The 23065-nt window shown below is 69.1% G+C and carries 27 protein-coding genes; 22 read left to right on the top strand and 5 right to left on the bottom strand.

The genetic code is table 11. The features are described from left to right. The first annotated feature begins 165 nt into the window (after positions 1-165). Positions 166-804 carry an MBL fold metallo-hydrolase gene (locus C8P69_RS00665; protein WP_108173937.1) on the top strand — a complete coding sequence of 213 codons (639 nt, stop codon included), beginning with the start codon at positions 166-168 and terminating at the stop codon, positions 802-804. A 176-nt stretch (positions 805-980) separates the two neighbouring features. After that, complete coding sequence (locus C8P69_RS00660) at positions 981-2054, top strand: lysylphosphatidylglycerol synthase transmembrane domain-containing protein (protein ID WP_108173936.1); 1074 nt, start codon at positions 981-983, stop codon at positions 2052-2054. 5 nt (positions 2055-2059) lie between these two features. Here the strand turns inward: C8P69_RS00660 and C8P69_RS00655 are convergent, their stop codons facing one another. After that, entirely contained in the window at positions 2060-3292 is a 1233-nt protein-coding gene (locus C8P69_RS00655; protein WP_108173935.1) for a glycosyltransferase, read from the bottom strand. A 131-nt stretch (positions 3293-3423) separates the two neighbouring features. Here C8P69_RS00655 and C8P69_RS00650 point away from each other — a divergent pair, with 131 nt between their 5' ends. From C8P69_RS00650 to C8P69_RS00585, 14 genes are all read left to right on the top strand, one after another. Further along, positions 3424-4002, top strand: a complete 579-nt coding sequence (locus C8P69_RS00650; RefSeq protein WP_108173934.1) for an NADPH-dependent FMN reductase — start codon at positions 3424-3426, stop codon at positions 4000-4002. Continuing rightward, positions 3999-4712, top strand: coding sequence for an orotidine-5'-phosphate decarboxylase (gene pyrF, locus C8P69_RS00645; protein ID WP_108173933.1), 714 nt, complete (start codon positions 3999-4001; stop codon positions 4710-4712). Before C8P69_RS00650 ends, pyrF begins: the two co-directional genes overlap by 4 nt. A gap of 93 nt (positions 4713-4805) precedes the next feature. Continuing rightward, positions 4806-5120 carry a hypothetical protein gene (locus tag C8P69_RS00640; RefSeq protein ID WP_108173932.1) on the top strand — a complete coding sequence of 105 codons (315 nt, stop codon included), beginning with the start codon at positions 4806-4808 and terminating at the stop codon, positions 5118-5120. A gap of 122 nt (positions 5121-5242) precedes the next feature. After that, positions 5243-6214 carry a signal peptide peptidase SppA gene (sppA, locus tag C8P69_RS00635; RefSeq protein WP_108173931.1) on the top strand — a complete coding sequence of 324 codons (972 nt, stop codon included), beginning with the start codon at positions 5243-5245 and terminating at the stop codon, positions 6212-6214. Between the two features lie 46 nt (positions 6215-6260). Beyond that, positions 6261-6545: an integration host factor subunit beta gene (locus tag C8P69_RS00630; protein ID WP_108173930.1), complete on the top strand. Its 285-nt coding sequence runs from the start codon at positions 6261-6263 to the stop codon at positions 6543-6545. 2 nt (positions 6546-6547) lie between these two features. Further along, on the top strand, positions 6548-6889 hold the full coding sequence (locus tag C8P69_RS00625) for a lipopolysaccharide assembly protein LapA domain-containing protein (protein WP_108173929.1): 342 nt from the start codon (positions 6548-6550) through the stop codon (positions 6887-6889). 7 nt (positions 6890-6896) lie between these two features. Beyond that, the gene (gene lhpI / locus C8P69_RS00620) at positions 6897-7856 is read left to right on the top strand and encodes a bifunctional Delta(1)-pyrroline-2-carboxylate/Delta(1)-piperideine-2-carboxylate reductase (RefSeq protein ID WP_108173928.1); all 960 of its coding nucleotides are present in this window, start codon (positions 6897-6899) and stop codon (positions 7854-7856) included. A gap of 49 nt (positions 7857-7905) precedes the next feature. Continuing rightward, entirely contained in the window at positions 7906-8568 is a 663-nt protein-coding gene (locus C8P69_RS00615) for a phosphoribosylanthranilate isomerase (protein WP_108173927.1), read from the top strand. Then, entirely contained in the window at positions 8568-9785 is a 1218-nt protein-coding gene (trpB, locus tag C8P69_RS00610) for a tryptophan synthase subunit beta (protein ID WP_108174546.1), read from the top strand. The genes C8P69_RS00615 and trpB overlap by 1 nt, the downstream gene beginning before the upstream one ends. Beyond that, positions 9782-10618: a tryptophan synthase subunit alpha gene (gene trpA, locus C8P69_RS00605; protein WP_108173926.1), complete on the top strand. Its 837-nt coding sequence runs from the start codon at positions 9782-9784 to the stop codon at positions 10616-10618. Before trpB ends, trpA begins: the two co-directional genes overlap by 4 nt. Positions 10619-10666: 48 nt before the next feature. After that, positions 10667-10933, top strand: a complete 267-nt coding sequence (locus C8P69_RS00600) for a hypothetical protein (RefSeq protein WP_108173925.1) — start codon at positions 10667-10669, stop codon at positions 10931-10933. Positions 10934-10961: 28 nt separating this feature from the next. Next, the gene (gene accD / locus C8P69_RS00595; RefSeq protein WP_108173924.1) at positions 10962-11855 is read left to right on the top strand and encodes an acetyl-CoA carboxylase, carboxyltransferase subunit beta; all 894 of its coding nucleotides are present in this window, start codon (positions 10962-10964) and stop codon (positions 11853-11855) included. A gap of 61 nt (positions 11856-11916) precedes the next feature. Next, positions 11917-13239 (top strand): bifunctional folylpolyglutamate synthase/dihydrofolate synthase, encoded by a 1323-nt coding sequence (locus C8P69_RS00590; protein ID WP_108173923.1) that lies wholly within the window; start codon positions 11917-11919, stop codon positions 13237-13239. Between the two features lie 54 nt (positions 13240-13293). Then, entirely contained in the window at positions 13294-13473 is a 180-nt protein-coding gene (locus C8P69_RS00585) for a hypothetical protein (RefSeq protein ID WP_108173922.1), read from the top strand. Between the two features lie 27 nt (positions 13474-13500). Here C8P69_RS00585 and C8P69_RS00580 read toward each other — a convergent pair whose 3' ends face one another. Continuing rightward, the gene (locus C8P69_RS00580; RefSeq protein WP_108173921.1) at positions 13501-14724 is read right to left on the bottom strand and encodes an NAD(P)/FAD-dependent oxidoreductase; all 1224 of its coding nucleotides are present in this window, start codon (positions 14722-14724) and stop codon (positions 13501-13503) included. Positions 14725-14859: 135 nt separating this feature from the next. Here C8P69_RS00580 and C8P69_RS00575 point away from each other — a divergent pair, with 135 nt between their 5' ends. Beyond that, positions 14860-15945, top strand: coding sequence for a DUF2272 domain-containing protein (locus C8P69_RS00575; RefSeq protein WP_170118074.1), 1086 nt, complete (start codon positions 14860-14862; stop codon positions 15943-15945). Between the two features lie 91 nt (positions 15946-16036). Then, positions 16037-16699, top strand: coding sequence for a YitT family protein (locus C8P69_RS00570; RefSeq protein WP_108173920.1), 663 nt, complete (start codon positions 16037-16039; stop codon positions 16697-16699). A gap of 4 nt (positions 16700-16703) precedes the next feature. On the opposite strand, the gene C8P69_RS00565 is transcribed toward C8P69_RS00570, so the two are convergent. The 3 genes from C8P69_RS00565 to C8P69_RS00555 form a co-directional block, all read right to left on the bottom strand. Beyond that, the gene (locus C8P69_RS00565; protein WP_170118073.1) at positions 16704-17900 is read right to left on the bottom strand and encodes a multidrug effflux MFS transporter; all 1197 of its coding nucleotides are present in this window, start codon (positions 17898-17900) and stop codon (positions 16704-16706) included. 116 nt (positions 17901-18016) lie between these two features. Continuing rightward, on the bottom strand, positions 18017-18991 hold the full coding sequence (locus C8P69_RS00560; RefSeq protein WP_108173918.1) for a tripartite tricarboxylate transporter substrate-binding protein: 975 nt from the start codon (positions 18989-18991) through the stop codon (positions 18017-18019). Between the two features lie 67 nt (positions 18992-19058). Next, complete coding sequence (locus tag C8P69_RS00555; protein WP_245901813.1) at positions 19059-19802, bottom strand: GntR family transcriptional regulator; 744 nt, start codon at positions 19800-19802, stop codon at positions 19059-19061. 82 nt (positions 19803-19884) lie between these two features. Here C8P69_RS00555 and C8P69_RS00550 point away from each other — a divergent pair, with 82 nt between their 5' ends. The 4 genes from C8P69_RS00550 to C8P69_RS00535 all read left to right on the top strand — a co-directional run bounded on the left by C8P69_RS00550 (position 19885) and on the right by C8P69_RS00535 (position 23056). Next, complete coding sequence (locus tag C8P69_RS00550) at positions 19885-20172, top strand: UxaA family hydrolase (RefSeq protein ID WP_108173917.1); 288 nt, start codon at positions 19885-19887, stop codon at positions 20170-20172. Positions 20173-20235: 63 nt separating this feature from the next. Beyond that, positions 20236-21519: a UxaA family hydrolase gene (locus C8P69_RS00545; protein WP_245901811.1), complete on the top strand. Its 1284-nt coding sequence runs from the start codon at positions 20236-20238 to the stop codon at positions 21517-21519. Continuing rightward, complete coding sequence (locus C8P69_RS23700) at positions 21516-22022, top strand: GNAT family N-acetyltransferase (protein WP_170118072.1); 507 nt, start codon at positions 21516-21518, stop codon at positions 22020-22022. Before C8P69_RS00545 ends, C8P69_RS23700 begins: the two co-directional genes overlap by 4 nt. Beyond that, a complete protein-coding gene (locus C8P69_RS00535; RefSeq protein ID WP_108173916.1) occupies positions 22019-23056 on the top strand; it encodes a YeiH family protein in 1038 nt (345 codons plus the stop codon). The genes C8P69_RS23700 and C8P69_RS00535 overlap by 4 nt, the downstream gene beginning before the upstream one ends. Positions 23057-23065: the final 9 nt, after the last annotated feature.

The raw sequence follows: 23065 nt of genomic DNA, 5'->3' as shown, positions 1-23065 counted from the left end.
TCTGCGACTGTTCGATCGACGGCTCATGGATGAGCGGTGACGGGGGGCTTATAGACGCTCCGGACGGTGGAATGCAATAAAGTTGTCTTGCAGTTCGTGACAGGGGTCTGGCGCTTGCCGCGGCGCGCTCCTCGCCTTAAGCCGGACGGGACCAGGAGAAAGCCCATGGCGACGTTGAAGGTTGCGATCGTTCCGGTGACCCCGTTCGAGCAGAACTGCTCGATCGTCTGGGATGCCGACACCATGCGGGCGGCCATCGTCGATCCCGGCGGCGACCTGCCGCGCATCCAGGGCGCGATTGCCGATCTGAAGGTGCTGCCGGAGAAGATCCTGCTCACCCACGGCCATATCGACCATGCCGGCGGCGCGGCCGAGCTCGCCGAACTGCTCTCTATCCCGATCGAGGGATCGCACGAGGACGATGCGCCGCTGCTGGCCAACCTCACGGCCCAGGCGCAGCGCTTCGGCCTGGCGGGCGTGCGGCCGGTGACGCCGACGCGCTGGCTGAAGGAGGGCGACACCGTCACGGTCGGCGGCCTGACCTTTGACGTGCTGCATGTGCCCGGCCATGCGCCGGGCCACGTCGTCTATGTCCATGCCCCGTCGGAATTCGCCCTCGTCGGCGACACGGTATTCCAGGGCTCCGTCGGCCGCACCGACCTGCCGGGCGGCGACCATGACCTGCTGATCCGCGGCATCAAGGAGAAGATCCTGCCGCTCGGTGACGACTTCACCGTGCTGCCCGGCCATGGTCCGGCGACCACGCTGGAGCGCGAGCGCAAGAGCAATCCGTTCCTGCAGTGACGTCACGTCTGGCTGGACATCGCGTCGGCGATGTCTACATGCCGACGGGGGACCGTGTGGCGCGGCGCGCGTCACATCACACGCCTGTCGCATGACATGGGCCAGTAACCCTGCCCGTGCTAACTGGCCCTTCCCGCGCGATTCCGCATCGCGCCGACCGCGAGACCGAGCCGCCTGTGATCAAGACGACGTTGGATTTCCTGCGCGACCGCATCGGGCTGAAGCGCATCCTGCTGGTTGTCGCCGTCGCGATGCTCGCCACAGCAGGCTATGTGCTCTTCACCAAGCTGCGGCTGATCGACTGGGCCAAGGTCTGGGAGGCGATCGGCCAGATCGGTGCGCCGACGCTGCTGCTGGCTGGCCTGTTCACGGCCGCTGCCTACGCCACCCTGACGGCTTACGACTATTTCGCCACACGCACGATCGGCCGTGAGGACATCCCCTACCCGGCCTGCGCCATCGGTTCATTCAGCAGCTATTCCATCGCCCACAATCTCGGCGCCACGGTCTTCACCGCCGCCGTGGTGCGCTACCTCGTCTATTCCCGCTACAAGATCACCGGCCCGCAGGTGGTGAAGATCTGCTTCATCGCCGGACTGACCTTCTGGCTCGGCAATGCCACGGTGCTCGGCCTCGGCTTCGTGCTGGAGCCCTGGGTGGTGACGCCGGTCGTGGCGCCGCTCGGCATCAGCGGCGACATGGTGCGCGTGGTCGGCGTGCTGATCCTGGCGGTCCTCGCGGGCTGGCTCTTCTTCGTGTCGCGGCCGCGCCAGTTCGGCTCGGGCACCTGGCAGATCAAGCTGCCGACAGCGCGGCTCACCTTCCTGCAGATGGTCATCGGCATCGTCGACCTCGCCTGCACGGCGATGATTCTCTACGTGCTGCTGATGGCCATGCCGAACGCCCCGCCGGCCCCCTTCGTGGCCGTGGCGGTCATCTTCTGCTCGGCCATGCTGCTCGGCTTCGCCACCCATGCCCCGGGCGCCGCCGGCGCCTTCGAGGCGACGCTGCTCGTCGCCCTGCCGCCCCTCGGCTTCACCGCCGAGGCCGTCGTGGCGGCCTTCATCCTCTTCCGCCTCTATTATTTCATCGCACCCTTCGTCCTGGCGCTGATCGTCGTGGCGATCCGCGAGTTTACGGGCGGCCGCGGCTCGCTCGACCACCTGAAGGAGAGCATGGCGGTGATCCGCGAGGCCGAGGCGAGCCAGGAAGCCGCCAAGGCCGCGGCGAAGCCCAGCACCCAGGCCTGATCCGCTCAGCGGCGCGCGAGGGCCTCGACCCAGGCGATCTGGCGCGGCAGCGCGACGGAGGCCAGGTCATAATCCCGGACGATCCGGCGCCGCGCCGCCGCGCCAAACCGCTCCTGCCGCGGCCGGTCAGCGGCCAGCGCCGCCACTGCCTGGGCGAGGCCCAGCGCGTCGAAGAAATCGACCAGCTGCCCATCCGCCCCCGAGGTGATGACCTCGCGGACCGGCGCCGTGTCGCTGGCGACAATGGCGCAGCCGCTGCTCATGGCCTCCAGGAGGCTCCAGCTCAGCACGAAGGGATAGGTCAGGTAGACATGGACCGTCGACACCTTGAGCAGCGACAGGAAGCGGTCATAGGGGACCTGGCCGAGATGATGGATGCGGCTCGCCTCCGATCCTGACAACGACGGCCCGACCTCCTCGGCCATCGCCTGCTTCCAGCTCACCCCGTCCTGGCGCGGCACGCCGTAGCTGACGCCCTCCTGTCCGACGATGAGCACCTCGGCATTGGGCCGCGCCTTCAGCAAGGCCGGCAGCGCGCGCATGAAGACATGGTAGCCGCGATAGGGCTCGAGGCTGCGCGTGACGAAGGTGATGACCTCGTCGCGCCGGCTGAGGAGGCGCCCGTCGAGGGCGAAGGTCGCGCCGGGATCGGGAGCGGCTGCGGCCGTATCGATGCCGTCGTGAATGACGGCGATGCGCGACCGGAAGGTCTCCGGATAGGTGCTGGCCTGCCAGCGGGTCGGCGCAAGGGCGGCGTCGGCGCCGTCCATGGCGAGGAGCATGGCGGCGTTCCTCAGGGTGACCCGGCTCGCCTCGGCCTCGGTGACGACGGAGGTTTCGGGATCGAAGCCGACGTCAGCGCCCTCGCTGCGGTAGAAGAACTCGCAATAGAGGCCGATGCGCGACTTCGGCCAGACATGCCTGAGGAACAGGCTCTCGCCCCATCCGGGATGGGCGACGATGACATCGGGCAAGAAGCCCTTGTCGCGCAGCTGCAGCGCCGCCCTGAAACAGGCCTCGCCGCGGATGACCTTCGTCTCGAAATCCCCCGCCCAAGCATGGATGCCGCGGCTCGATCCGCGCGTGACCGCATAGGTGACGACACGCACGCCCTTCAAGGCGGCGGGCGCCTGCCGGCGCAGCGTCAGGGCGACGACCTCGTGGCCGGCGGCCGCGAGCGCAGGGGCGAGGTGCTTGAACTGGGCCGGGAAGTTCTGGTGGACGAAAAGGACTTTCATGCGATGCGCTGCCGGCTGACCTGCCCCATCAAGCCCGAGCGGACTTGCCCTGTCGAGGCGGGGGCCCTGCGCGTTTACGCGCCGGGCGGGCGCCGCTACAAGGGCCCAACCTCATCGATCGGAGAACGGCCTTGGTCCGCATCCTCGTCTTTGCCGGCTCCATCCGCACGGGCTCGTTCAATGCGCGCCTCGCCGCCGCCGCCGCACGGGAACTCGCCCTGCTCGATGTCGACGTGTCGCTCATCTCGCTCGCCGACTATCCCATGCCGATCTATGACGGCGATCTCGAAGCCGCCGAGGGCGTGCCGGAGAATGCGCTGAAGCTGAAGCGCCAGTTCTGCGCCCACCAGGGCATCTTCATCGCCGGCCCGGAATACAATGCCGGCATGACCCCGCTCCTGAAGAACGCCATCGACTGGGTGAGCCGTGTCCGGGAAGAGGGCGAGAAGCCGCTCGCCGCCTATCACGGACGGGTCTTCGCCCTCGGCTCGGCCTCGCCCGGCGGCTATGGCGGCTTCCGCTCGCAGATGGCGGCCCGCCAGGTGCTGGAGCTCGGCTGCGGCGCGCTGGTGATCCCGGAGAGCTGCGCCGTGGCGGCGGCCCACCAGGCCTTCAACGAGGACGGCCATCTCAAGGACGACCGCACCCGCGGCATGCTCACCGCCTGCTGCCGCGCGCTCGTCGCGACTGCCCGGAGCCTCGCCCCATGACCCTGCGCAACAGCGATCCGCGCGAGAAGCTCTTCGTCGCCCTCGACCTGTCGAGCCTCGGCGAGGCCGAGCGCCTGGTCGACAGGCTCGGCGACACGGTGACGCACTACAAGATCGGCTACCGGCTCGGCTACGCCGACGGCCTCGCCTTCGGGCGGGAGCTGGCCGCCGCCGGCAAGACCGTGTTCTTCGACCTCAAGCTGCACGACATCGATAACACGGTGCGCGAGGGCGTGGAGTCCGTGGCCCGCATGGGCGCCCATTACCTGACCGTCCACGCCTATCCGCAGACCATGAAGGCGGCGGTGGCGGGACGCGCCGGGACCGGGCTGAAAATCCTCGCCGTGACCATTCTCACCTCCTGGAATGACCTCGATTGCGCGGAAGCGGGCTATTCCGGCACGGTTTCGACGCTTGTCCCGATGAAAGCGCGGCAGGCGGCTGCCATCGGCATCGACGGTATCGTCTGCTCGGCGCAGGAAACGGCGCAGCTGCGCGCGGTCGGAATCCCGCCCGCCATCGAGTTCGTGACGCCGGGCATCCGGCCCGCGGGCTCGGCCTCCGGCGACCAGAAGCGCATCGTTACGCCCGCTGACGCCATTCGCGGCGGCGCGGATCGCCTCGTCGTGGGGCGGCCGATTACCGGGGCAGCCGACCCCGTGGAAGCTGCGCGCGGAATTTTGATCGAGATCCATGGGGCGACTGCGTAAGAGCGTGTTAAGGTTTGGGATCCCTTATGGGGTCGATGTGCGCGTTCACCCGAGCCTTCCGCCTCGGCGGAGACCTGATGAAAGGCGTTGTCCATGAACCGACCTGACGGAAACCGTCGTCTCGGCCCAGTCGCCACCCTTTTCGTCGCGCTCGCTGGCGTCGCCGGCGGGCTCGTTCTGGCCCTCTACAGCTTCGTCCAGCTTCGCACCGCCTGGCTCGACGGCGTCTTCGCCTTCGGAGACCCGACGCGGACCCGGATCGATCTCGACTACGAGAGCGAGCCGCTGAGCTACATCGTGGCGATGTCGGCGCTCTATCCGACGGCCATCGTGGTCGGCGGAGGCCTCGCCATCGTCTGCGCCGTGATCGCCTACAAGCAGCTGACCGGGCGCCGCCGCACGCGCTGATGCGCCCTCATTTCCACGCGTGACACGCGGTCGCGGCAGCGGGCGTTGCCCGCTCCGCTTGCGCTGGCCTCGTCCGACAGCTACCTCAGACCCACCGACCCGGCGATGAGAGGGAGCTCCCGATGCCGCTCGAGACGGACGCCGTGCTTGATCGCAGGCTCCTGCGCCGCAAGGTGACCTTCTGGCGTGTCCTCGCCATCGGCGTGGCGGTGATCGCCGTGCTGGTGGTCGGCCTCGTCGGGGCCCAGCGCGCCGGCTGGCTCGGGTCGCTGGACCATGTGGCGCGCGTCGAGGTGCGCGGCGTCATCACCCAGAACGCCAATCTCATCCGCACCATCGAGGGTCTTGGCCGCAACCGCAACGTCCGCGCGGTCATTGTCACCATCGACTCGCCCGGCGGCACGGTGGCGGGATCCGAGGCGCTCTACACCGCCATCCGCGGCGTCGCGGCGGCCAAGCCGACCGTCGCGGTCATCGAGGGCACCGCTGCGTCGGGCGGCTACATCGCCGCCATCGGCGCCGACCACATCGTCTCCCGCGAGACCTCGGTCGCCGGCTCCATCGGCGTCATCGCCCAGTTCCCCAATGTCGTGCGCCTGCTGGAGACGATTGGCGTGCGGGTCGAGGCGATCCGCTCGACCCCGCTCAAGGCCATGCCGAGCGGCGTCGAGCCGACGAGCCCGGAGGCTCTCGCCGCGCTGCGCGAGATCATCACCGACAGCTATGTCTGGTTCCAGCGCATCGTGAAGGAGCGCCGGGGCCTCACCGACGCCGAGCTCGCGACCGTCGCCGACGGCCGGGTCTTCGTCGGCACCCGCGCCCAACGGCTCAAGCTGGTCGACACGATCGGCGGCGAGCGCGAGGCCCGGACCTGGCTCGCCAGCAAGGGCGTGCCGGCCGAGCTGCGGGTGCAGTTGCATCGCCCGGCGGCGCGAACGGACCTCTCGTGGTTCGGCGCGGCGGCGAGCGGCCTTGCCGAGGCGGCGGGCCTGACGGAGTGGGCGGAAAACCTGCGTTCGTCCTCTCTCGCGGTCCAGGTGGAACGGACGTCGCTTGACGGGCTGCTGGCGCTCTGGCAGCCTCCAACCCCATGATAGATTTTGCATTTTCAGGGAGCGGCGCGACGGCGCCTTTGACCCCATGATCAAGTCCGAACTCGTCCAGAAGATCGCCGAACAGAACCCGCAGCTGTACCAGCGCGACGTCGAGAACATCGTCAACGCCATCCTCGACGAGATCGTCGCGGCCCTGGCGCGCGGCGACCGGGTCGAACTGCGCGGCTTCGGAGCCTTCTCGGTGAAGGCGCGCCAGGCCCGCGTCGGCCGCAATCCGCGCACCGGCGAGCATGTCTCCGTCGATGACAAGGTCGTGCCCTTCTTCAAGACGGGCAAGGAAATGCGCGAGCGCCTGAACAAGGGCGCCTGACCATGCGCCGCGCCCTGAACTGGCTGATCGTCCTGCCCTTCGCCCTCGTCGCCATCCTCGTGGCGGTGGCGAACCGGACCCCGGTCACCCTGTCGATCGATCCGTTCACGCGGGACTCCACGGCCTTCTCGATCACGGCGCCGCTCTTTGCCGTGGTGATCCTCGCGGTCATCCTCGGCGTCATCGTCGGCGGCATCGCCGTGTGGTGGAAGCAGGGCCGCTATCGCAAGCGCTGCCGCGTCGCCGAGCAGGAGCTGGCCGAGGCGCGGCGCGAGATCGACACGCTGCGCCGTGACACCCGCCCCGCGGGTCCCCTCGCCTTCCTCGACCGGCCGGCGGCCTGAGCCTCCCATGCGCATCATCACCGCCGCCGAGATCGCCGGCGCCCTCACCTATGGCGCGCTGGTCGATGCGCTGGCCGACGCCTTCCGCTCCGACATCACGGTGCCGCTGCGCCATCACCACCCGATTCCGCAGGTGCCGGGCGAGCCGGAGGCGATGCTGCTGCTGATGCCGGCCTGGACGCCGCCGGGCGATGGCGCCTTCGTCGGCACCAAGCTTGTCTCGGTCTATCCCGGCAACGGCGCCCGCGGCCTGCCGTCGATCTATGGCAGCTACGTCCTGTGCAACGGCGAGACCGGCGCGCCGCTCGCCATCCTCGACGGCACCATGCTGACGGTCTGGCGCACGGCCTGCGCCAGCGCCCTCGCCTCCCGCTTCCTGTCGCGGAAGGACGCTTCCAGCATGGTGATGGTGGGCGCCGGGGCGCTCGCCCCGCACCTGATCCGGGCCCATGCGGCGGTGCGCCCCATCCGCAATGTCGCCCTATGGAACCGCTCGCGCGAGAAGGCCGTCGCCCTCGCCGAGGGGCTGGGCCGCACCGTGCCGGGCGTCACCATCACGGTCGCCACCGACCTTCAGGCGGCGGTGGAGGAAGCGGACATCGTCAGCTGCGCCACCATTTCCTCCCAGCCCATCGTGTCCGGCGCCTGGCTGAAGCCGGGCGCGCATCTCGACCTCGTCGGCGCCTACACGCCGGCCATGCGCGAGTGCGACGATGCGGCGGTGACACGCGCCAGCCTCTACGTCGACACCCGGACCGGCGGCCTGAAAGAGGCCGGCGACATCGTCGATCCGATCCGCCGTGGCATCATCCGCGCCGAGGACGTGCGCGCTGACCTGTTCGACCTTTGCCGCGGCCGTCAGGCCGGCCGGGCGCACAGCGACGAGATCACGCTGTTCAAGTCGGTCGGCACGGCGATCGAGGACCTCGCCGCGGCGATCCTCGTCTGGCGGTCGCTTCCTCTCTGAGATGGCGCGGGGAGTATCCTTCGCCGGCCGAAGCGACTAGAGACGGGCCATGCCCCTCCTGGTGAAGATCTGTGGCCTGAAGACCATGCGCGACGTCGACGCCGCCATCGGCGCGGGCGCGGACATGATCGGCGTGGTCTTCTTCCCCAAGAGCCCGCGCAACGTCTCGCTGGCCACCGCCTGCGCCCTGTCGGGCCGCGCCTGCGGCCGCGCCGGCGTGGTGGCCCTCGCCGTCGATCCGGACGACGATTTCGTCGCCGCCATCATGGCGAACCTCAAGCCGGACCTGATCCAGCTGCATGGCGCCGAGACGCCGGAGCGCGTCGCCGACATCCGCCACCGCTTTTCCGTGCGCGTCATGAAGGCGATCGGCGTCGGCTCGGCGGAGGATCTGGCGCAGGTTCCGGCCTATGCGGCGGTGAGCGACATGCTGCTCGTCGACGCCAAGCCGCCGAAGACGCCGGACGGGCTTCCGGGCGGCAATGGCCTCACCTTCGACTGGCGTCTCGTCGCCGGCCTTGACCCCGGCCGCCCCGTCATGCTTTCCGGTGGCCTCCATCCCGGCAATGTGGCTGAGGCGATCCGGCTGACCCGATTGAACGGCGTGGACGTATCGTCAGGTGTGGAAAGTTCTCCGGGCCGCAAGGACCCGGACAAGATCAGGGCCTTCGTCGAGGCCGCCCGCCTGACCGAGGCCGAGGGAGTATGGTGATGAACGCGCCGGTGAAGCCCAATTCCTTCCGGTCGGGTCCGGACGAAAACGGCCGTTTCGGCATCTATGGCGGCCGTTTCGTCGCCGAGACGCTGATGCCGAACATCCTGGAGCTCGAGGCGGCCTATAACGAGGCTCGCAACGATCCGGCCTATCTCGCGGAGATGGCGGGGCACCAGACCCATTTCATCGGCCGGCCGAGCCCGCTCTATTTCGCCGAGCGGCTCACCCAGCATCTCGGCGGCGCCAAGATCTACCTGAAGCGCGAGGAGCTGAACCACACCGGCTCCCACAAGGTGAACAACGTCCTCGGCCAGATCCTGCTGGCCCGCCGCATGGGCAAGAAGCGCATCATCGCCGAGACCGGCGCCGGCCAGCACGGCGTCGCCACCGCGACGCTCTGCGCCCGCTTCGGCCTCGAATGCATCGTCTATATGGGCGCGGTCGACGTCGCCCGGCAGGCGCCCAACGTCTTCCGCATGAAGATGCTCGGCGCCACCGTCGTGCCGGTCCAGTCGGGCGCCAAGACCCTCAAGGACGCCATGAACGAGGCGCTCCGCGACTGGGTGACCAACGTCGAGACGACCTTCTACTGCATCGGTACGGTCGCGGGCCCGCACCCCTATCCGTCCATGGTGCGCGACTTCCAGTCGATCATCGGCAACGAGACCCGCGAGCAGCTCCAGGCCCAGGAAGGCCGCCTGCCCGACAGCCTCATCGCCTGCGTTGGCGGCGGCTCGAACGCCATCGGCCTGTTCCACCCGTTCCTCGATGAGCCCTCGGTCGCCATGTACGGCGTGGAAGCGGCCGGCCACGGCCTCGACAAGCTGCATGCCGCCTCGATCTCCGGCGGCAAGCCGGGCGTCCTGCACGGCAACCGCACCTACCTGCTGATGGATGCCGACGGGCAGATCCAGGAGGGCCACTCGATCTCGGCTGGCCTCGACTATCCGGGCATCGGGCCGGAGCATGCCTGGCTGAACGATATCGGCCGCGTCACCTATCTCTCGGCCACCGACGACGAGGCGCTGGAAGGCTTCCAGCTCCTGTCGAAGGTCGAGGGCATCATCCCGGCGCTGGAATGCGCCCATGCCATCGCCAAGATCGCCGAACTCGCGCCGAAGCTGCCGAAGGACCACCTGATGGTGATGAACCTGTCGGGCCGCGGCGACAAGGACGTGCCGCAGGTGGCCGAAATCCTGGGGACCAAGCTTTGACCACCCGCCTCGACACCCGCTTCGCCGCGCTCGCGCAGGACGGCCGCGCCGGCCTCGTGACCTATGTCATGGCCGGCGATCCCGACCGCGAGACCGCCCGCGCCATCCTCAAGGCCCTGCCGGCGGCCGGCGCCGACGTCATCGAATTCGGCATGCCCTTCACCGACCCGATGGCCGATGGCCCGTCGGTCCAGGCAGCCGGCCTCCGGGCACTGGCCGGCGGCCAGACCCTGGCGAAGACGCTCGAGGATATCGCCTGGTTCCGCAAGGATGACCAGGCGACCCCCATCGTGCTGATGGGCTACTACAACCCGATCTACATCTACGGCGTCGATCGCTTCCTTGCCGATGCCAAGGCCGCCGGCATCGACGGCCTGATCGTCGTCGACCTGCCGCCGGAGGAGGATGCCGAGCTCTGCATCCCCGCGCTGAAGGCCGGCCTCAACTTCATTCGCCTGGCGACGCCGACCACCGATGATAAGCGCCTGCCGACGGTGCTCGGCAACACGTCGGGCTTCGTCTACTACGTCTCGATCACCGGCATCACCGGCGCGGCCACCCCGGATTTCGGCAAGACGGCCGAGGCGGTGGCGCGGATCAAGCGGCACACGGACCTGCCGGTCGCCGTCGGCTTCGGCGTGAAGAATGCGGACCATGCCAGCGCCGTGGCGCGCGGCGCCGACGCGGTCGTCGTCGGTTCGGCGCTGGTCGACGCGCTGAAGGGTTCGCTCGATGGTGAGGGCAAGGCGACGGCGCGGACGGTCTCCGCCGTGACCGATCTCGTCGGCTCCATCGCCGCGGGTGTCCGCCATGCCCGCAAGGCCGCGGAGTGATGCGCGGCGCCTCGTGATTGGCTATATTGGCCGCGAGGAGGCTTGGTCATGAGCGAGCCCGAGAACCTGATCCTTGCGCATCTGCGCGAATTGCGGGCGGACATGACCGCCCGTTTCGATGAACTGGATGCGAAGTTCGAAAAGCGCTTCGAAGCGATCGAGAGCCGCTTGGAAAAGCTCGATGCCAATGCAGTCAAGTTCATGCGCTCCTTCATCGGCCATCGCAGCATGACCGAACGCACTTTCGCCAGTTTCGAGGTTCAGCTCGAACAGCTCGAGGCGCGCCTCACCCGTCTGGAACGCGCCGGCGCCTGAGCGCCCTCATCTTTCGCCACGAGGCCCCATGAACTGGATCACTGACGTCCTGCCACCGCGCATTCGCTCCTTCCTGAAGCGCGACACGCCGGAGAACCTGTGGATCAAGTGCCCGGAGACCGGGCAGATGGTCTTCCACAAGGACCTGGAGAGCAATCTCTTCGTCATTCCCGGCTCGGGCGTGCACATGCGCATGGGCTCGACGGCGCGGCTGAAGTCGATCTTTGACAACGGCACCTGGTTCGACGTCCAGCTGCCCGAGGCCCCGATCGATCCGCTGAAGTTCCGCGACGAGAAGCGCTATGTGGACCGGCTGAAGGACGCCAAGGCCAAGACCGGCCTCGCCGATGCCATCAAGGTCGGCTACGGCAAGCTCGAAGGCCTGCCGGTGACGGTGGCCGTGCAGGACATGGACTTCATGGCCGGCTCGCTCGGCACCGCGGCGGGCGAAGCCATCATCCGCGGCATGATGACGGCGGTCGAGAAGAAGACGCCCTTCATCATCTTCACCGCCTCCGGCGGCGCCCGCATGCAGGAGGGCATCCTGTCGCTCATGCAGATGCCGCGCACCACGGTCGCCGTGCAGGCGCTGCGCGACGCGCGCCTGCCCTACATCGTCGTACTGACGAACCCGACCACCGGCGGCGTCACCGCGAGCTATGCCATGCTCGGCGACGTGCACCTCGCCGAGCCCGGCGCGCTCATCGGCTTTGCCGGCCCGCGCGTCATCGAGCAGACCATCCGCGAGAAGCTGCCCGAAGGCTTCCAGCGCGCCGAATATCTGAAGGATCACGGCATGGTGGACCTCGTCGTCCATCGCCACGACCTGCGCGCGACGCTGGCGCGCCTCTGCCGCGTCCTCACCAAGGCGCCCGCCCCGGCTCCGGCCGAGGCTACCGCCCCGGTCGCCGCGGCGTCCTGACCCTTTCCTGTCCTCCATGGGGGTGCGCCGAACGGCGCGCCCTCGTCGCTGTCGAACGGCCATGACGGTTCTCGCTCCCCCCATCGCCGATATTCTCGACCGGCTCGCCAAGCTTCACCCGAAGCTGATCGATCTGTCGCTCGACCGCATGACCGGCGCGCTGTCCCGGCTCGGCGACCCGCATCTGGCCCTGCCGCCGGTGATCCACGTCGCCGGCACCAACGGCAAGGGGTCGACCTCGGCCTTCGCCCGCGCCCTGCTGGAGGCCTCGGGGCGGACGGTGCATGTCTACACCTCGCCCCATCTCGTGAAGTTCAATGAGCGCTTCCGCCTCGGCGCGCCGGGCGGCGGCAAGCTCGTCGATGACGAGACGCTCGCCGACATCCTGCTGGAGGTCGAGCGGGTGAATGCCGGTCAGGCCATCACCCAGTTCGAGATCACGACGATTGCCGGCCTGATGCTCTTCGCGCGGCATCCGGCCGATGCGGTGATCCTCGAGGTCGGCATGGGCGGCCGGTTCGACGCCACCAATGTCGTGCCGCGGCCGGCGGTGAGCGTCATCACACCCGTCTCCATCGACCATGCGGAATTCCTCGGCGACACGATCGGCAAGATCGCGGGCGAGAAGGCCGGCATCCTCAAGCGCGGCCGTCCGGCGGTCATCGCCCGGCAGGAGCCCGAGGCCATGGCGGTGATCGAGGCGGCGGCGGACGCCACCCGCTCGCGCCTGTCCGTTTCTGGCCTCGACTGGTTCGCGCGCCTGGAAAACGGCCGTTTCGTCTACCAGGACGAGGACGGGCTGATCGACGCTCCGCCGCCGCGCCTGCCCGGCGCGCATCAGGCGGAGAATGCCGGTACGGCGATTGCGGCGGTGAAGACTGCCGGCTTCGCGCTCGACGAGGACGCCATCGCCCGCGGCCTGCAGACCGTCACCTGGCCCGCGCGCCTGCAGCGCCTCACCGGCGCGGTGGCCCAGGCCCTGCCGACCGGTGCCGAGGTCTGGCTCGACGGCGGGCATAATCCCGGCGGCGGCGAAGTCCTGTCGGCCGCCATCGCCGCCATGCAGGCGCGCCAGCCCCGGCCGCTGGTGATGATCGCCGGCATGATCTCGACCAAGGATCCGCGCGGCTTCCTGAACTTCTTCCGCCCCTTCGCGCCGAAGCTCCTCGCCGTGCCCTTCGCCTATCCGGCGGCGCTGTCAGCCGATGCCCTCGCCGTTGCGGCGCGCGATATCGGGCTCGACGCACGGGCCATGCCGAGCCTCGACGCGGCGCTCGCCGCGGTCACAACCGAACCGGGCGCCCTGCCGCCCCGCGTGCTGCTCACCGGCAGCCTCTATCTCGCCGGCGAGGTGCTGAAGCAGGACGGCTGGACGCCCTCCTGACGGAACCGCGACGATCCCTGGCCGGTTGACCTCGCGACAGCGAGGAGACTTCCCATGGACGATCCCGACCAGACTGCCCCCGTGCCGCGTGATGACGGTGGTGCGAAGCCTGCACCGCCCTCCCGCCGCGAGGAGCGCGAGATGGTGACCGGCAATGGCCGCGCCGCCCGGCCGCGCCCGTCGGATGGCAAGGCCATCGCCATCGAGGACCTCGACGCGTCCAACGACAAGTAGTCGCCGGCAGTCGCGGCCCACGGCACGTCAGAAGCGGCGGCGGAACGAGAAAAGGTCGGCATCGGGATCGCCCGTTCCGGTGACCAGCCCGCGGATGATCTGCGCCGCCATCATCGAGAAGGTGATGCCGTTGCCGCCATAACCGAGGACGCAGGAGCAATTGGCCATGCCGGGGACCGCGCCGATGGAGGGCGTGCCGGTCGGCGAGGCGCCGAAGCTGCCGCACCAGGCGTACTCGGGCTCCGTGTCGATGCCCGGCATCAGCCGTCCAAGCTTGTCGCGGATGACGGCGACCTTGTCGTGGAGCATGGCGTCGCGCCGCTCCTCGTCAGCGAATTCCTCGTCCTCGCCGCCGCAGATGATGCGCCCGTCATGATCGCGGCGGAGGTACAGATAGGGCTCCGAGGCCTCCCAGACGAAGGGCATGGCCTTCGGCACGGCGCGCGGCTGCGGCTTCGTCGCCAGGCAGAAGGTCGAGACGATGCGGTGGCCCTTGCGCGGCACGCCGACGGGGAGCTCGTAACCGGTGGCGAAGACGAGATGGCCAGCGCGGGCGACGGGGCCGACATCGGTCGCGACCGTCACGCCGCGGCTGTGGCTCTCGACGCCGACCACCTCAACCGGGGCATAAAGGCGCGCGCCATTCGTCAGGGCATTGCGCAGGAAGCCCGCCGCCAGCCGGCGCGGATCGGCCGCCACATTGCCATGGCCGAGGATCGCCGCTCGTGGCTCAAGACCGTAGCGACCCGCCACGACCGACAGTTTCAGGAGCGAGACCTCGAAGCCGGCGCGCCGGCGCGCCTCGGCCTCAAGGGCCAGAGCCTCGGGGCCGAGCAAGTCACCGGCCAGGTACAGGGTGTCCCGGGTGCTGATATCGGCTGATATGGCGAGGTGACGGGCCCGTTCATGCAGCGCTTCGAGGGCGAGTTTGGAGCGCCGCCAGACGCGCTCCGCACGATCGCGGCCGATGGCCTCGGTCAGCAGGGTCAGCGGCGTGTCGATCTCGTACTGGAGGAGGGCCGTCGAGGCGGGCGTCGAGCCGAGCAAGGGTCCCCGCCGGTCGAACAGGATGACCATGAGGCCGGCATCGGTGAGAAGGTCCGCGACAAGCGCGCCGGAAATGCCGGCGCCGACCACGATCACATCGGCCTTCAGGTCCCGCTTCGGCACGGATTGCGGCAGCGCGCGGAGCGGCCGCGACATCCAGGGCGAACGGCCCGTACGCAGATCCTTGCCATGGGTCGCGGTCATCGGCGCCTCGCATCATCGGGAGGTGAGCCGATCGGCGATCCGTCGGTCGGGGCGAACAATGCGCGGAGTGGCGCTGCGGTTCCCCGCAACCGGGCGAGGCGTCATGACGATCTCGTCAAGCCGGCGGAATCCTGCTTGTCTCGCGCCATGAGGATGGGTGGGAAACTGAGGGGCGCGCGGCCGGCCAAGACGGGTCTCGGGGCGGCGCTGAGCCTCGCCCTGATTCTTGCCTGCGCGGCAGGATCGGCCACCGCTGCGCCGCAGCGCCCAAGCCCCGTCGACCGCCTTTGCCGCGCCACCGGCGTGACCGCCCCCTCCCCCGCCGCGCTGGCCATAGCCGCCGCTGCCGTGCGCGAACACGAGACCTTCGGCGGCCACATCATCGGCCGCGACGGCATCCTTGTCCGCTTCGGGGCGGTGGAGGCGGACGTGGCGCGCGACGAGACGGCCGGGCGTGGCGTCCCGTGGCGGCAGGTGATGCGCTACTGGCAGAGCCTCGGCCCCCTCGCGGAGGGTCCGCTCCAGCTTCGCCGCGTGCCGCGCGCCATCGATGACGCATCGGTGGGTGGATCCGGCGACCTCGTGCCGCTGGCCGATGCCCTCGCGCGCCTGCGCGGCCCGGCCATGGCGGAAGCCGAGCGCGAGGCGCTCATGCAGGCCGCCCTGCGCGCCGCCGCCGTGGACATTCCCTGGTCAGCCGCCTTCGTATCCCATGTGCTCCTGTCCGCGGGCGTGCCGCGGACGCGCTTCGCCGCCGCCATCGCCCATCTCGACTATGTGGCGGAGGCGGCGCGCCGCAGCGCCGAGGAGGCGGAAGGGCGGCCGACGACGAGCTTCTACCGGGCCTGCGACCCCCGCCGCACGGCGATGCGGCCCGGTGACCTCCTGTGCCTGCACCGGCACGATGCCGGCTCGCTGGCCACCGGCGGCGGCTATGGGGACCTGATGCCGGCACTGGCGCGCGGCGAGCGCCCGGTCTGGAACCTGCACTGCGATATCGTCGTCTCGCGCGACAACCGTCGCGGCACGGCGACGATTATCGGCGGCAACGTGCTGCAATCGGTGGCGCGGCGCGACTTGCGCATCGACCGACGCGGCGCGCTTGGGGCCGCACGGCCCGGCCCGTCCTGCACGGGGGAGGCACGCACCGGCCCGCTCTGCCGGCCGGAAGCTGCTCCCTGGTTCGTACTGTTGCAGGCCGTCGATCCCTCAGACCCCTGAGGCCCTGCCGAATTTGCAGGCCTGCCCAGATGTTGGGCGCGACCAAAGCCGTCTGGTTCTGGTATTGTGCGCTGCAGCAACGGAGTCGTTCATGGCGAAGCAGACGTCGATGTCCGATGAGACCCCCCTCGCGCAGGACAAGCCGCTCGCCGAGATGGGCGTCCCGCATCGTCTCTACGAGGACGCCATGGCCCTCGTCCTCGGGACGCTCTTCGTCTCGCTCGGCATCGCCTTCTACGCCAAGGCCTCGCTGCTGACCGGCAGCACGGTCGGCATCGCCCTGCTCCTCAGCTACGCGACGCCCGTCGATTTTTCCGCGCTGTTCCTGCTGGTGAACCTGCCCTTCTTCGCGCTCGCCCTGCTGCGGCTCGGCTGGGCCTTCACGGTGAAGACCCTCGCCGCCGTCTGCCTCGTCTCGGTCTTCTCCAAGCTCATGCCGCTGTGGCTGGAGATCGGCCATCTCAACCCGGTCTATGCGGCGATCGCCGGCGGCGGCCTGTTCGGCATCGGCCTGCTCATCCTCTTTCGCCACGGGATGAGCCTCGGCGGGGTGAGCATCCTCGCCTTCTATCTCCAGGAAAAGCACGGCATCCGCGCCGGCTATTTTCAGCTCGCCGTCGATCTCCTGGTGATGCTGGCCGCTCTTGCCGTTCTGAGCCTCGAGCTCGTGGCGCTGTCGGTCGCCGGCGTCACCGTGCTCTGCACCATCGTCGGCCTCAACCACCGCCCCGGCCGCTATGCCGGCGTGAGCTGACGGGTCAGTAGGCGTCGCGACGGCGGATCAGGGCGAGCGACAGGAAAGCCCCGGCCGCCCCCGCAAGGCTGATGGCGACCATCGGCACCGTGCTCATCAGCGAACCGACCAGCGTGCCGGAGGCCTGCGCCGCCAGGGCGCCGAGGCCCATCTGCGAGAAGCCGACGAAGCCGGACGCCGATCCCGCCGCCTCGGGCCTCACGCTGACCGCGCCGGCGATGGCGCCGGGCAGTTGCAGGCCATTGGCGAAGGCAATGGCGGCCTGCGGCAGGAACAGCCAGACGGGATGGACCATCCAGCCGGCCAGCGCGATGGCGAACTGGACGAGGGCCATGGCGAGCATCATCACGCTGCCCCAGCGGATCAGCCGATCCGAGCCAAAGCGGGCGGCATAGCGGCCGCAGACGGCGTTGCCGAGCATGTAGCCGCAGGCATTGACCATGAACCACAGGCCATAGGCGGTGGAGCTCTGCCCCATCAGCGTGACCGTGGCGTGCGGCGCGCCGCCGACGAAGGAGAAGAAGGTCACGGACGAGAGCGCGCCGATCAGCAGGTAGCCGAGGAACATCCGGTTGCGGACGAGGTCGCGGGCATCGCGCAGCAGCTGCCCGACAGTTGGCGACGAGACCACCGCCCGCGTCTCGGGCAGGCGGATGGCGGCGAGCGCCAGTGTCACCGCCGCGATCACGGCGGTTGCGGCGAAGACCCAGCGCCAGCCGATCGTCTCGCTCATCAGCCCGCCGATGGAGGGCGAGATCATCGGGGCGACGACCATGGCCATGGTGACCCAGCCGATCATCGAGGCGGCGCGGTCCTTGTCGAAGACGTCGCGGATGATGGCGCGGCCGATGACCTGGCCCGCCGAGGCGCCGAAGCTCTGCAAGACGCGGGCGAGGATGAGCATGGCGGCGCTGGCAGCGAGCGCGGCAAACAGGCTCATCGCGGCGGTGACCGCCAGCGCGCCGAGAATGACCGGGCGGCGGCCATAGCGGTCCGACAGCGGCCCGAGGACAAGCTGGGCCACCGCCATGCCCGCGAGATAGAGGGTGATGGTGAGCTGGATCGTGCCGGGATCGGTCTCGAAATAGCGCGCCAGGCCAGGCACCGCCGGAAGCGGCAGGTTGAGCGCCATCGGGCCGATCGCGGCGAGGACGACGAGCAGCGGCACGAGGGCGCGCGGCGCGAGGCGGGGATCGGACATCGGGGCCCTCGAGGCTTGGGCCCCGATGTCGCCCATCGCAGGCGACGGGGTCAAGACGGTGGCGGGAATGGCCGCCCTGTCACCCGCCGGGGTGGCAGGACGGCGTTACCGCCCCATCAGTTGGTCGGCGTGAAGCCGGAGTCGGTGATGACCTGGCGCCACTTCGCCACTTCGCTCTCCAGCTTGGCGCGCGCGGCGGCGGGGCCGCGCTCACCGACCGGATAGGGCGTGGTGCCGAGATCGGCGAAGCGGGCGAGGATGGCCGGGTCCTTCAGCGCGACCTCCAGCGCGGCGCTCAATTTCTGGACCACCGCATCCGGCGTGCCGCGCGGCGCATAAAGCGCGTGCCAGACCGTGACCTCGAAATTGGGAAAGCCGGATTCGTGCAGCGTCGGAAGGTTCGGCAGTTGCTCGACCCGCTGGAGGGCGGTGACGGCATAAGGGCGAATGCGGCCCCCCTGGATCTGCGGGATGGAGTTCGTGGTCTGGTCACAGAGCGCGTCGAGCTGGCCCGAGATGAGGTCGTTCATGGCCGGGCCGGTGCCACGATAGGGGATCTCGTTGAACTGCACCTTCAACTGGGCCTGCAGCATCATGTTGCAGAGGTGGGAGCCGGAGCCGACGCCGGCCGTGCCGAAGCTGATGCCGCGGCCCGATTTCTTCACGTGCTCGATGAATTCGGCGAGGGTCCGCGTCTCGAGGCCGGTCTTGGAGACGATGACATAGGGTCCCTGGTTGATGAGGCCGAGCGGCTCGAAATCCTTGACCGTGTCGTAGGGCAGGTTCCGGTAGAGCGTCGCACCCGCCGCCAGAGCCAGGTGATGGATCAGCAGCGTGTAGCCGTCCGGGGCCGCGCGTGCCGTGCGCGCCGCGCCCGTCGTACCGCCCGCACCGCCGACATTCTCGATCAGGATGGTCTGGCCGAGCGTCGCGGACATGGACTGGCCGATGAGGCGCCCGAGCACGTCGGACGGCCCGCCGGCGGCGAAGGGCACGATCAGGGTGATGGGGCGGTCGGGAAAGGTCTGGGCCGTCGTCGGCATGGACAGGCCCATGACGATCGCGGCCGCGCTGAACAGACGTCCGAGCATCGGTTTCCTCCTTGGGGGTGACGGTATTGTCGTTGTTCAGCGTCCGGTCCGTCGAGCCGGCGCCATTTCATTTCAGGTCCGAAGTGTAGTGGAATTGATCTGTCCTGCAGAGAGACACGCGCCATTCCACCTTCTGCCCGTCGAGGTCGAGGGCGAGGCGGTCGATGGCCAGAACGGGTGAGCCGGGGGCAAGGCCCAGATGAGCCGCGTCGTCCGGCGGGCAGGCGACGGCCTTCAGGCTCTCGCTAGCGCGGGCGACAGTGACGCCGTAGCGCTCGGCATAGAGCCCGTAGAGATTGTTCGGCACCGGATCGCAGGCGGCAAGGCCGGCGAAGCGCGCCGAGGGCACGACGATCCGCTCGCTGACAGCAATGGCGCCGCCGAGCGAGCGCAGGCGGTGGATGCGCACGACGCGGGTGCCCCGGCGGATACCGAGGCGGGCCGCCTCCGTCGCATCGGAGGGCTGCTCGCCGACGGAGAGGACGGAGCTGTCGGGGAAGACGCGCCGGCCGTCGTCGCGGCCCAGCTTGAAGAACTGGAAGAGGATGCGGTCCTCGTCATGGCTCGCCACGAAGGTGCCGACGCCCTGGCGGCGGATGAGGAGCCGCTCGGCGGTCATCTCGTCGAGCGCCTTGCGGACGGTGCCCTGGCTCACGCCGAGCTCGGCAGCGATCTGCATCTCGGAGGGGATGGCGCGGCCGGCCTGCCATTCGCCGTCGGCGATCCGGCGGACGAGCCGCTCCTTCACCTGCCGGTAGAGCGGCAGGAAGCCGATGACACGTCCGGGATCCGCCTTGCCTGTGATGGCCACCGCAACCCTCTCTGCCGACGATTGACAGCCTATCAGGTCTTATGTCTTATACAAGACTAATAAGCCTACGGAGGAAACGCCCATGGGGGCCCCGCATCTCTTGGTCCATGAGAAGAAGGACACGGTCGGCGTCGTGGTGGTGGAGGGCCTGAAGGCCGGAACCGACATGCTGGCCGTCGTCACCCACGACAATTCGGACTTCCGGATCACGGCGAAGCAGGACATCCCGATCGGCCACAAGGTGGCACTGCAGGACATCAAGAAGGGCGACACGATCTGGAAGTACGGCCAGGACATCGGCATCGCCAAGGCCAACATCAAGAAGGGCGAGCACGCCCACGTCCACAACATCAAGACCAAGCGCTGGTGAGGCCGGGCGCGGAGGCAGACGGCCTCCCCCGCCGCACACGGAACGCATAACGAGGAAAACGCCATGTCGCTGATGGTCGCCAATTTCGCGCTGGTCGAGCGCAAGCTGAAGAACGTGAAGGGCCGCAAGATCGAGGCGGAGCCCTTCAAGGCCCCGGTGGTGAAGCGCCCGACGGGCCGGGCCCTCGACACGATCTGGGGCTGGCGGCGCGAGAACGGCCGCGTCGGCGTCCGCAACCACGTGCTCATCCTGCCGCTGGACGACCTGTCGAACGCCGCCTCCGAGGCGGTGGCGAACAACGTGAAGGGGACGCTGGCGATCCCCCACGCCTATGGCCGCCTGCAGTTCGGCGCCGACCTCGACCTGCACTTCCGCACGCTGATCGGCACGGGCTCGAACCCCAACGTCGCGGCGGTCGTCGTCATCGGCATCGAGGACCAGTGGACCAAGATCATCGTCGACGGCATCGCCAAGACCGGCAAGCCGGTGGTCGGCTTCGGCATCGAGGGCCATGGCGACATCGCCACCATCGCCAAGGCGAGCTATGTGGCCAAGGAGTTCGTCCAGTGGGCGAGCGAGCTGCAGCGCGAGAAGGCCCCGATCACCGACCTGTGGGTCTCCACCAAGTGCGGCGAGAGCGACACGACCACGGGCCTGTCGTCCTGCCCGACCGTCGGCGCCATGTATGACAAGTTGATCCCGCGCGGCATCTACGGCGTGTTCGGCGAGACCTCGGAGATCACCGGCGCCGAGCACCTCTGCAAGGCCCGCGCGGCGACCAAGGAGGTCGGCGAGCGCTGGTACAAGATGTGGAAGGCCTACCAGGACGACGTCATCGAGGCCCACAAGACCAACGACCTGTCGGACTCGCAGCCGACCAAGGGCAACATCGCCGGCGGCCTGACGACCATCGAGGAGAAGGCGCTCGGCAACCTCGAGAAGATCGGCCGCGAGTGCCGCTACATCGACATTCTCGAGCCGGCCGAGGCGCCGGCCAAGGGCCCGGGCCTCTACTTCATGGACACGTCCTCGGCAGCGGCGGAATGCGTGACGCTGATGGCGGCCGGCGGCTACGTCATCCACACCTTCCCGACCGGCCAGGGCAATGTCATCGGCAACCCGATCGTCCCGGTCATCAAGATCTCCGGCAATCCGAAGACGATCCGCACCATGCCCGAGCACATCGACCTCGATGTCTCCGGCATCCTGAAGCGGACCATGACCATCCCGCAGGCGGGCGACGCGCTCATCGAGAGCATCGTGCGCACGGCCAATGGCCGCCTCACCGCCTCCGAAGCCCTCGGCCATCGCGAATTCTCGATGACCAAGCTCTACCGCTCGGCGTGAGCCGGCGCGTCACAGAGCGGCTCGTCCTGACGCCGGTCGGCGAAAGCGATTTCGCCGACCTCTGCGCCCTCACCGCGCATCCGGAAGTCGGCGGCAAGCTGAAGCATGGCGTGCTGACGGCGGAAGAGACGCGGGCCCAACTCGACGACTACCTGGAGACCTGGGCGCGCGAGGGCTGGGGTGTCTTCGTCATGCGGCGGCGCGACTCGGGCGCCTTCGTCGGCATCGCCGGTCTCTGGGACCATGATGCGGGGATTGGCGTGGCGATGCGCTATGCGGTGATGCCGGAGCACCGGGGCGCGGGCTTCACCAAGGAAGCCGCAAGATCCATTCTCGATTTTGCGCGTGAGAAGAACATTCATCCTGTCATGGCGGTGACGCGCGACAATAATCTTGTCTCGCAGCGCATTCTGGTCGATCTGGGGTTCCAACTGCGGGAGATCCGTGAGGTGGCTCACGGAAGGCTCGTGGTGTTCCAGCTGGCGACGGAGCCCTCCCCATGACCCTGTCCGCGACGGCGACCGCGCGTCCGCTCATGCCGGGCATGGCCCTCGCGTGTGCCGTCGCCGTGGTGGCTGTCTTTGCCGAACCGGCCCTGAAGCAGGCGACCGGCGGGCGCATCGCCCTCCCCGGCATGGTCATCGCCCTCATCATCGGCATCATGCTGCACGGCCTCGCGGCGCGCCCGCTCTTCGAGCCGGGGCTGACCTTCGCAGTGAAGAAGCTGCTGCGCTGGGCCATCGGCCTGCTCGGGCTTCGCATCGCCTTCGGCGACATCCTCGGTCTCGGAGTGGGAACGCTGGTCGTGGTCGTCGCCTCCATGGCCGCCACGATCGCCGCCGGAATCTGGCTCGCCCGCCGCTTCGGCGTCGCCGATGGCTATGGCGCGCTCGCCGGGGCCTCCACGGCGGTCTGCGGCGCCTCGGCGGCGCTCGCCACCACCACCGTCCTGCCGAACTATCCGCAGAAGGCCGCCGACACGGCCTTCACCGTCGTCGCCGCCAACGCGCTCTCGACGCTGGTCATGCTGGCCTATCCGCCGCTCGCGGTGCTGCTCGGCTTCGACGCTACCAAGACCGGCATCCTGCTGGGCGCCACGATCCACGACATGGCGCAGGTGGTGGGGGCCGGCTATGCCGTCTCCGAGCCGGTCGGCAACACCGCGGTCGTGGTCAAGCTGTTCCGCGTCTTCCTGCTGCTGCCCGTGGTGCTCGCCATCGGCTGGTGGTTCCTCCGCCAGGGCGAACAGGCGCAGGAGGCCCGCGTGCCCGTGCCAGTCTTCGCCCTCGTCTTCCTGGCGCTGGTGGTGGTGAACTCGATCCTGCCGGGCATCCCGGCGCTTGCCGGGTCCTACGCCCTGGTGAAAGGCTGGCTGGTCTCGGTGTCGAATGCCGGCCTGCTCATCGCCATCGCCGCCCTCGGGCTTGGTACCTCCATCACCGCCATCCTCACGATCGGATGGCGGCACGTCGCCATCTTCCTCGGCACGACGCTCGTCATCCTCGGGCTGGTGGTCGGGGGCATCCTCATCACCTGAAGGCCCAGC

The organism is Phreatobacter oligotrophus (genome assembly GCF_003046185.1).
GTDB classification, from domain to species: Bacteria; Pseudomonadota; Alphaproteobacteria; order Rhizobiales; family Phreatobacteraceae; genus Phreatobacter; species Phreatobacter oligotrophus.
The sequence above is the reverse complement of the archived record's forward strand: the minus strand, read 5'-3'. Positions and strand labels throughout refer to the sequence as shown.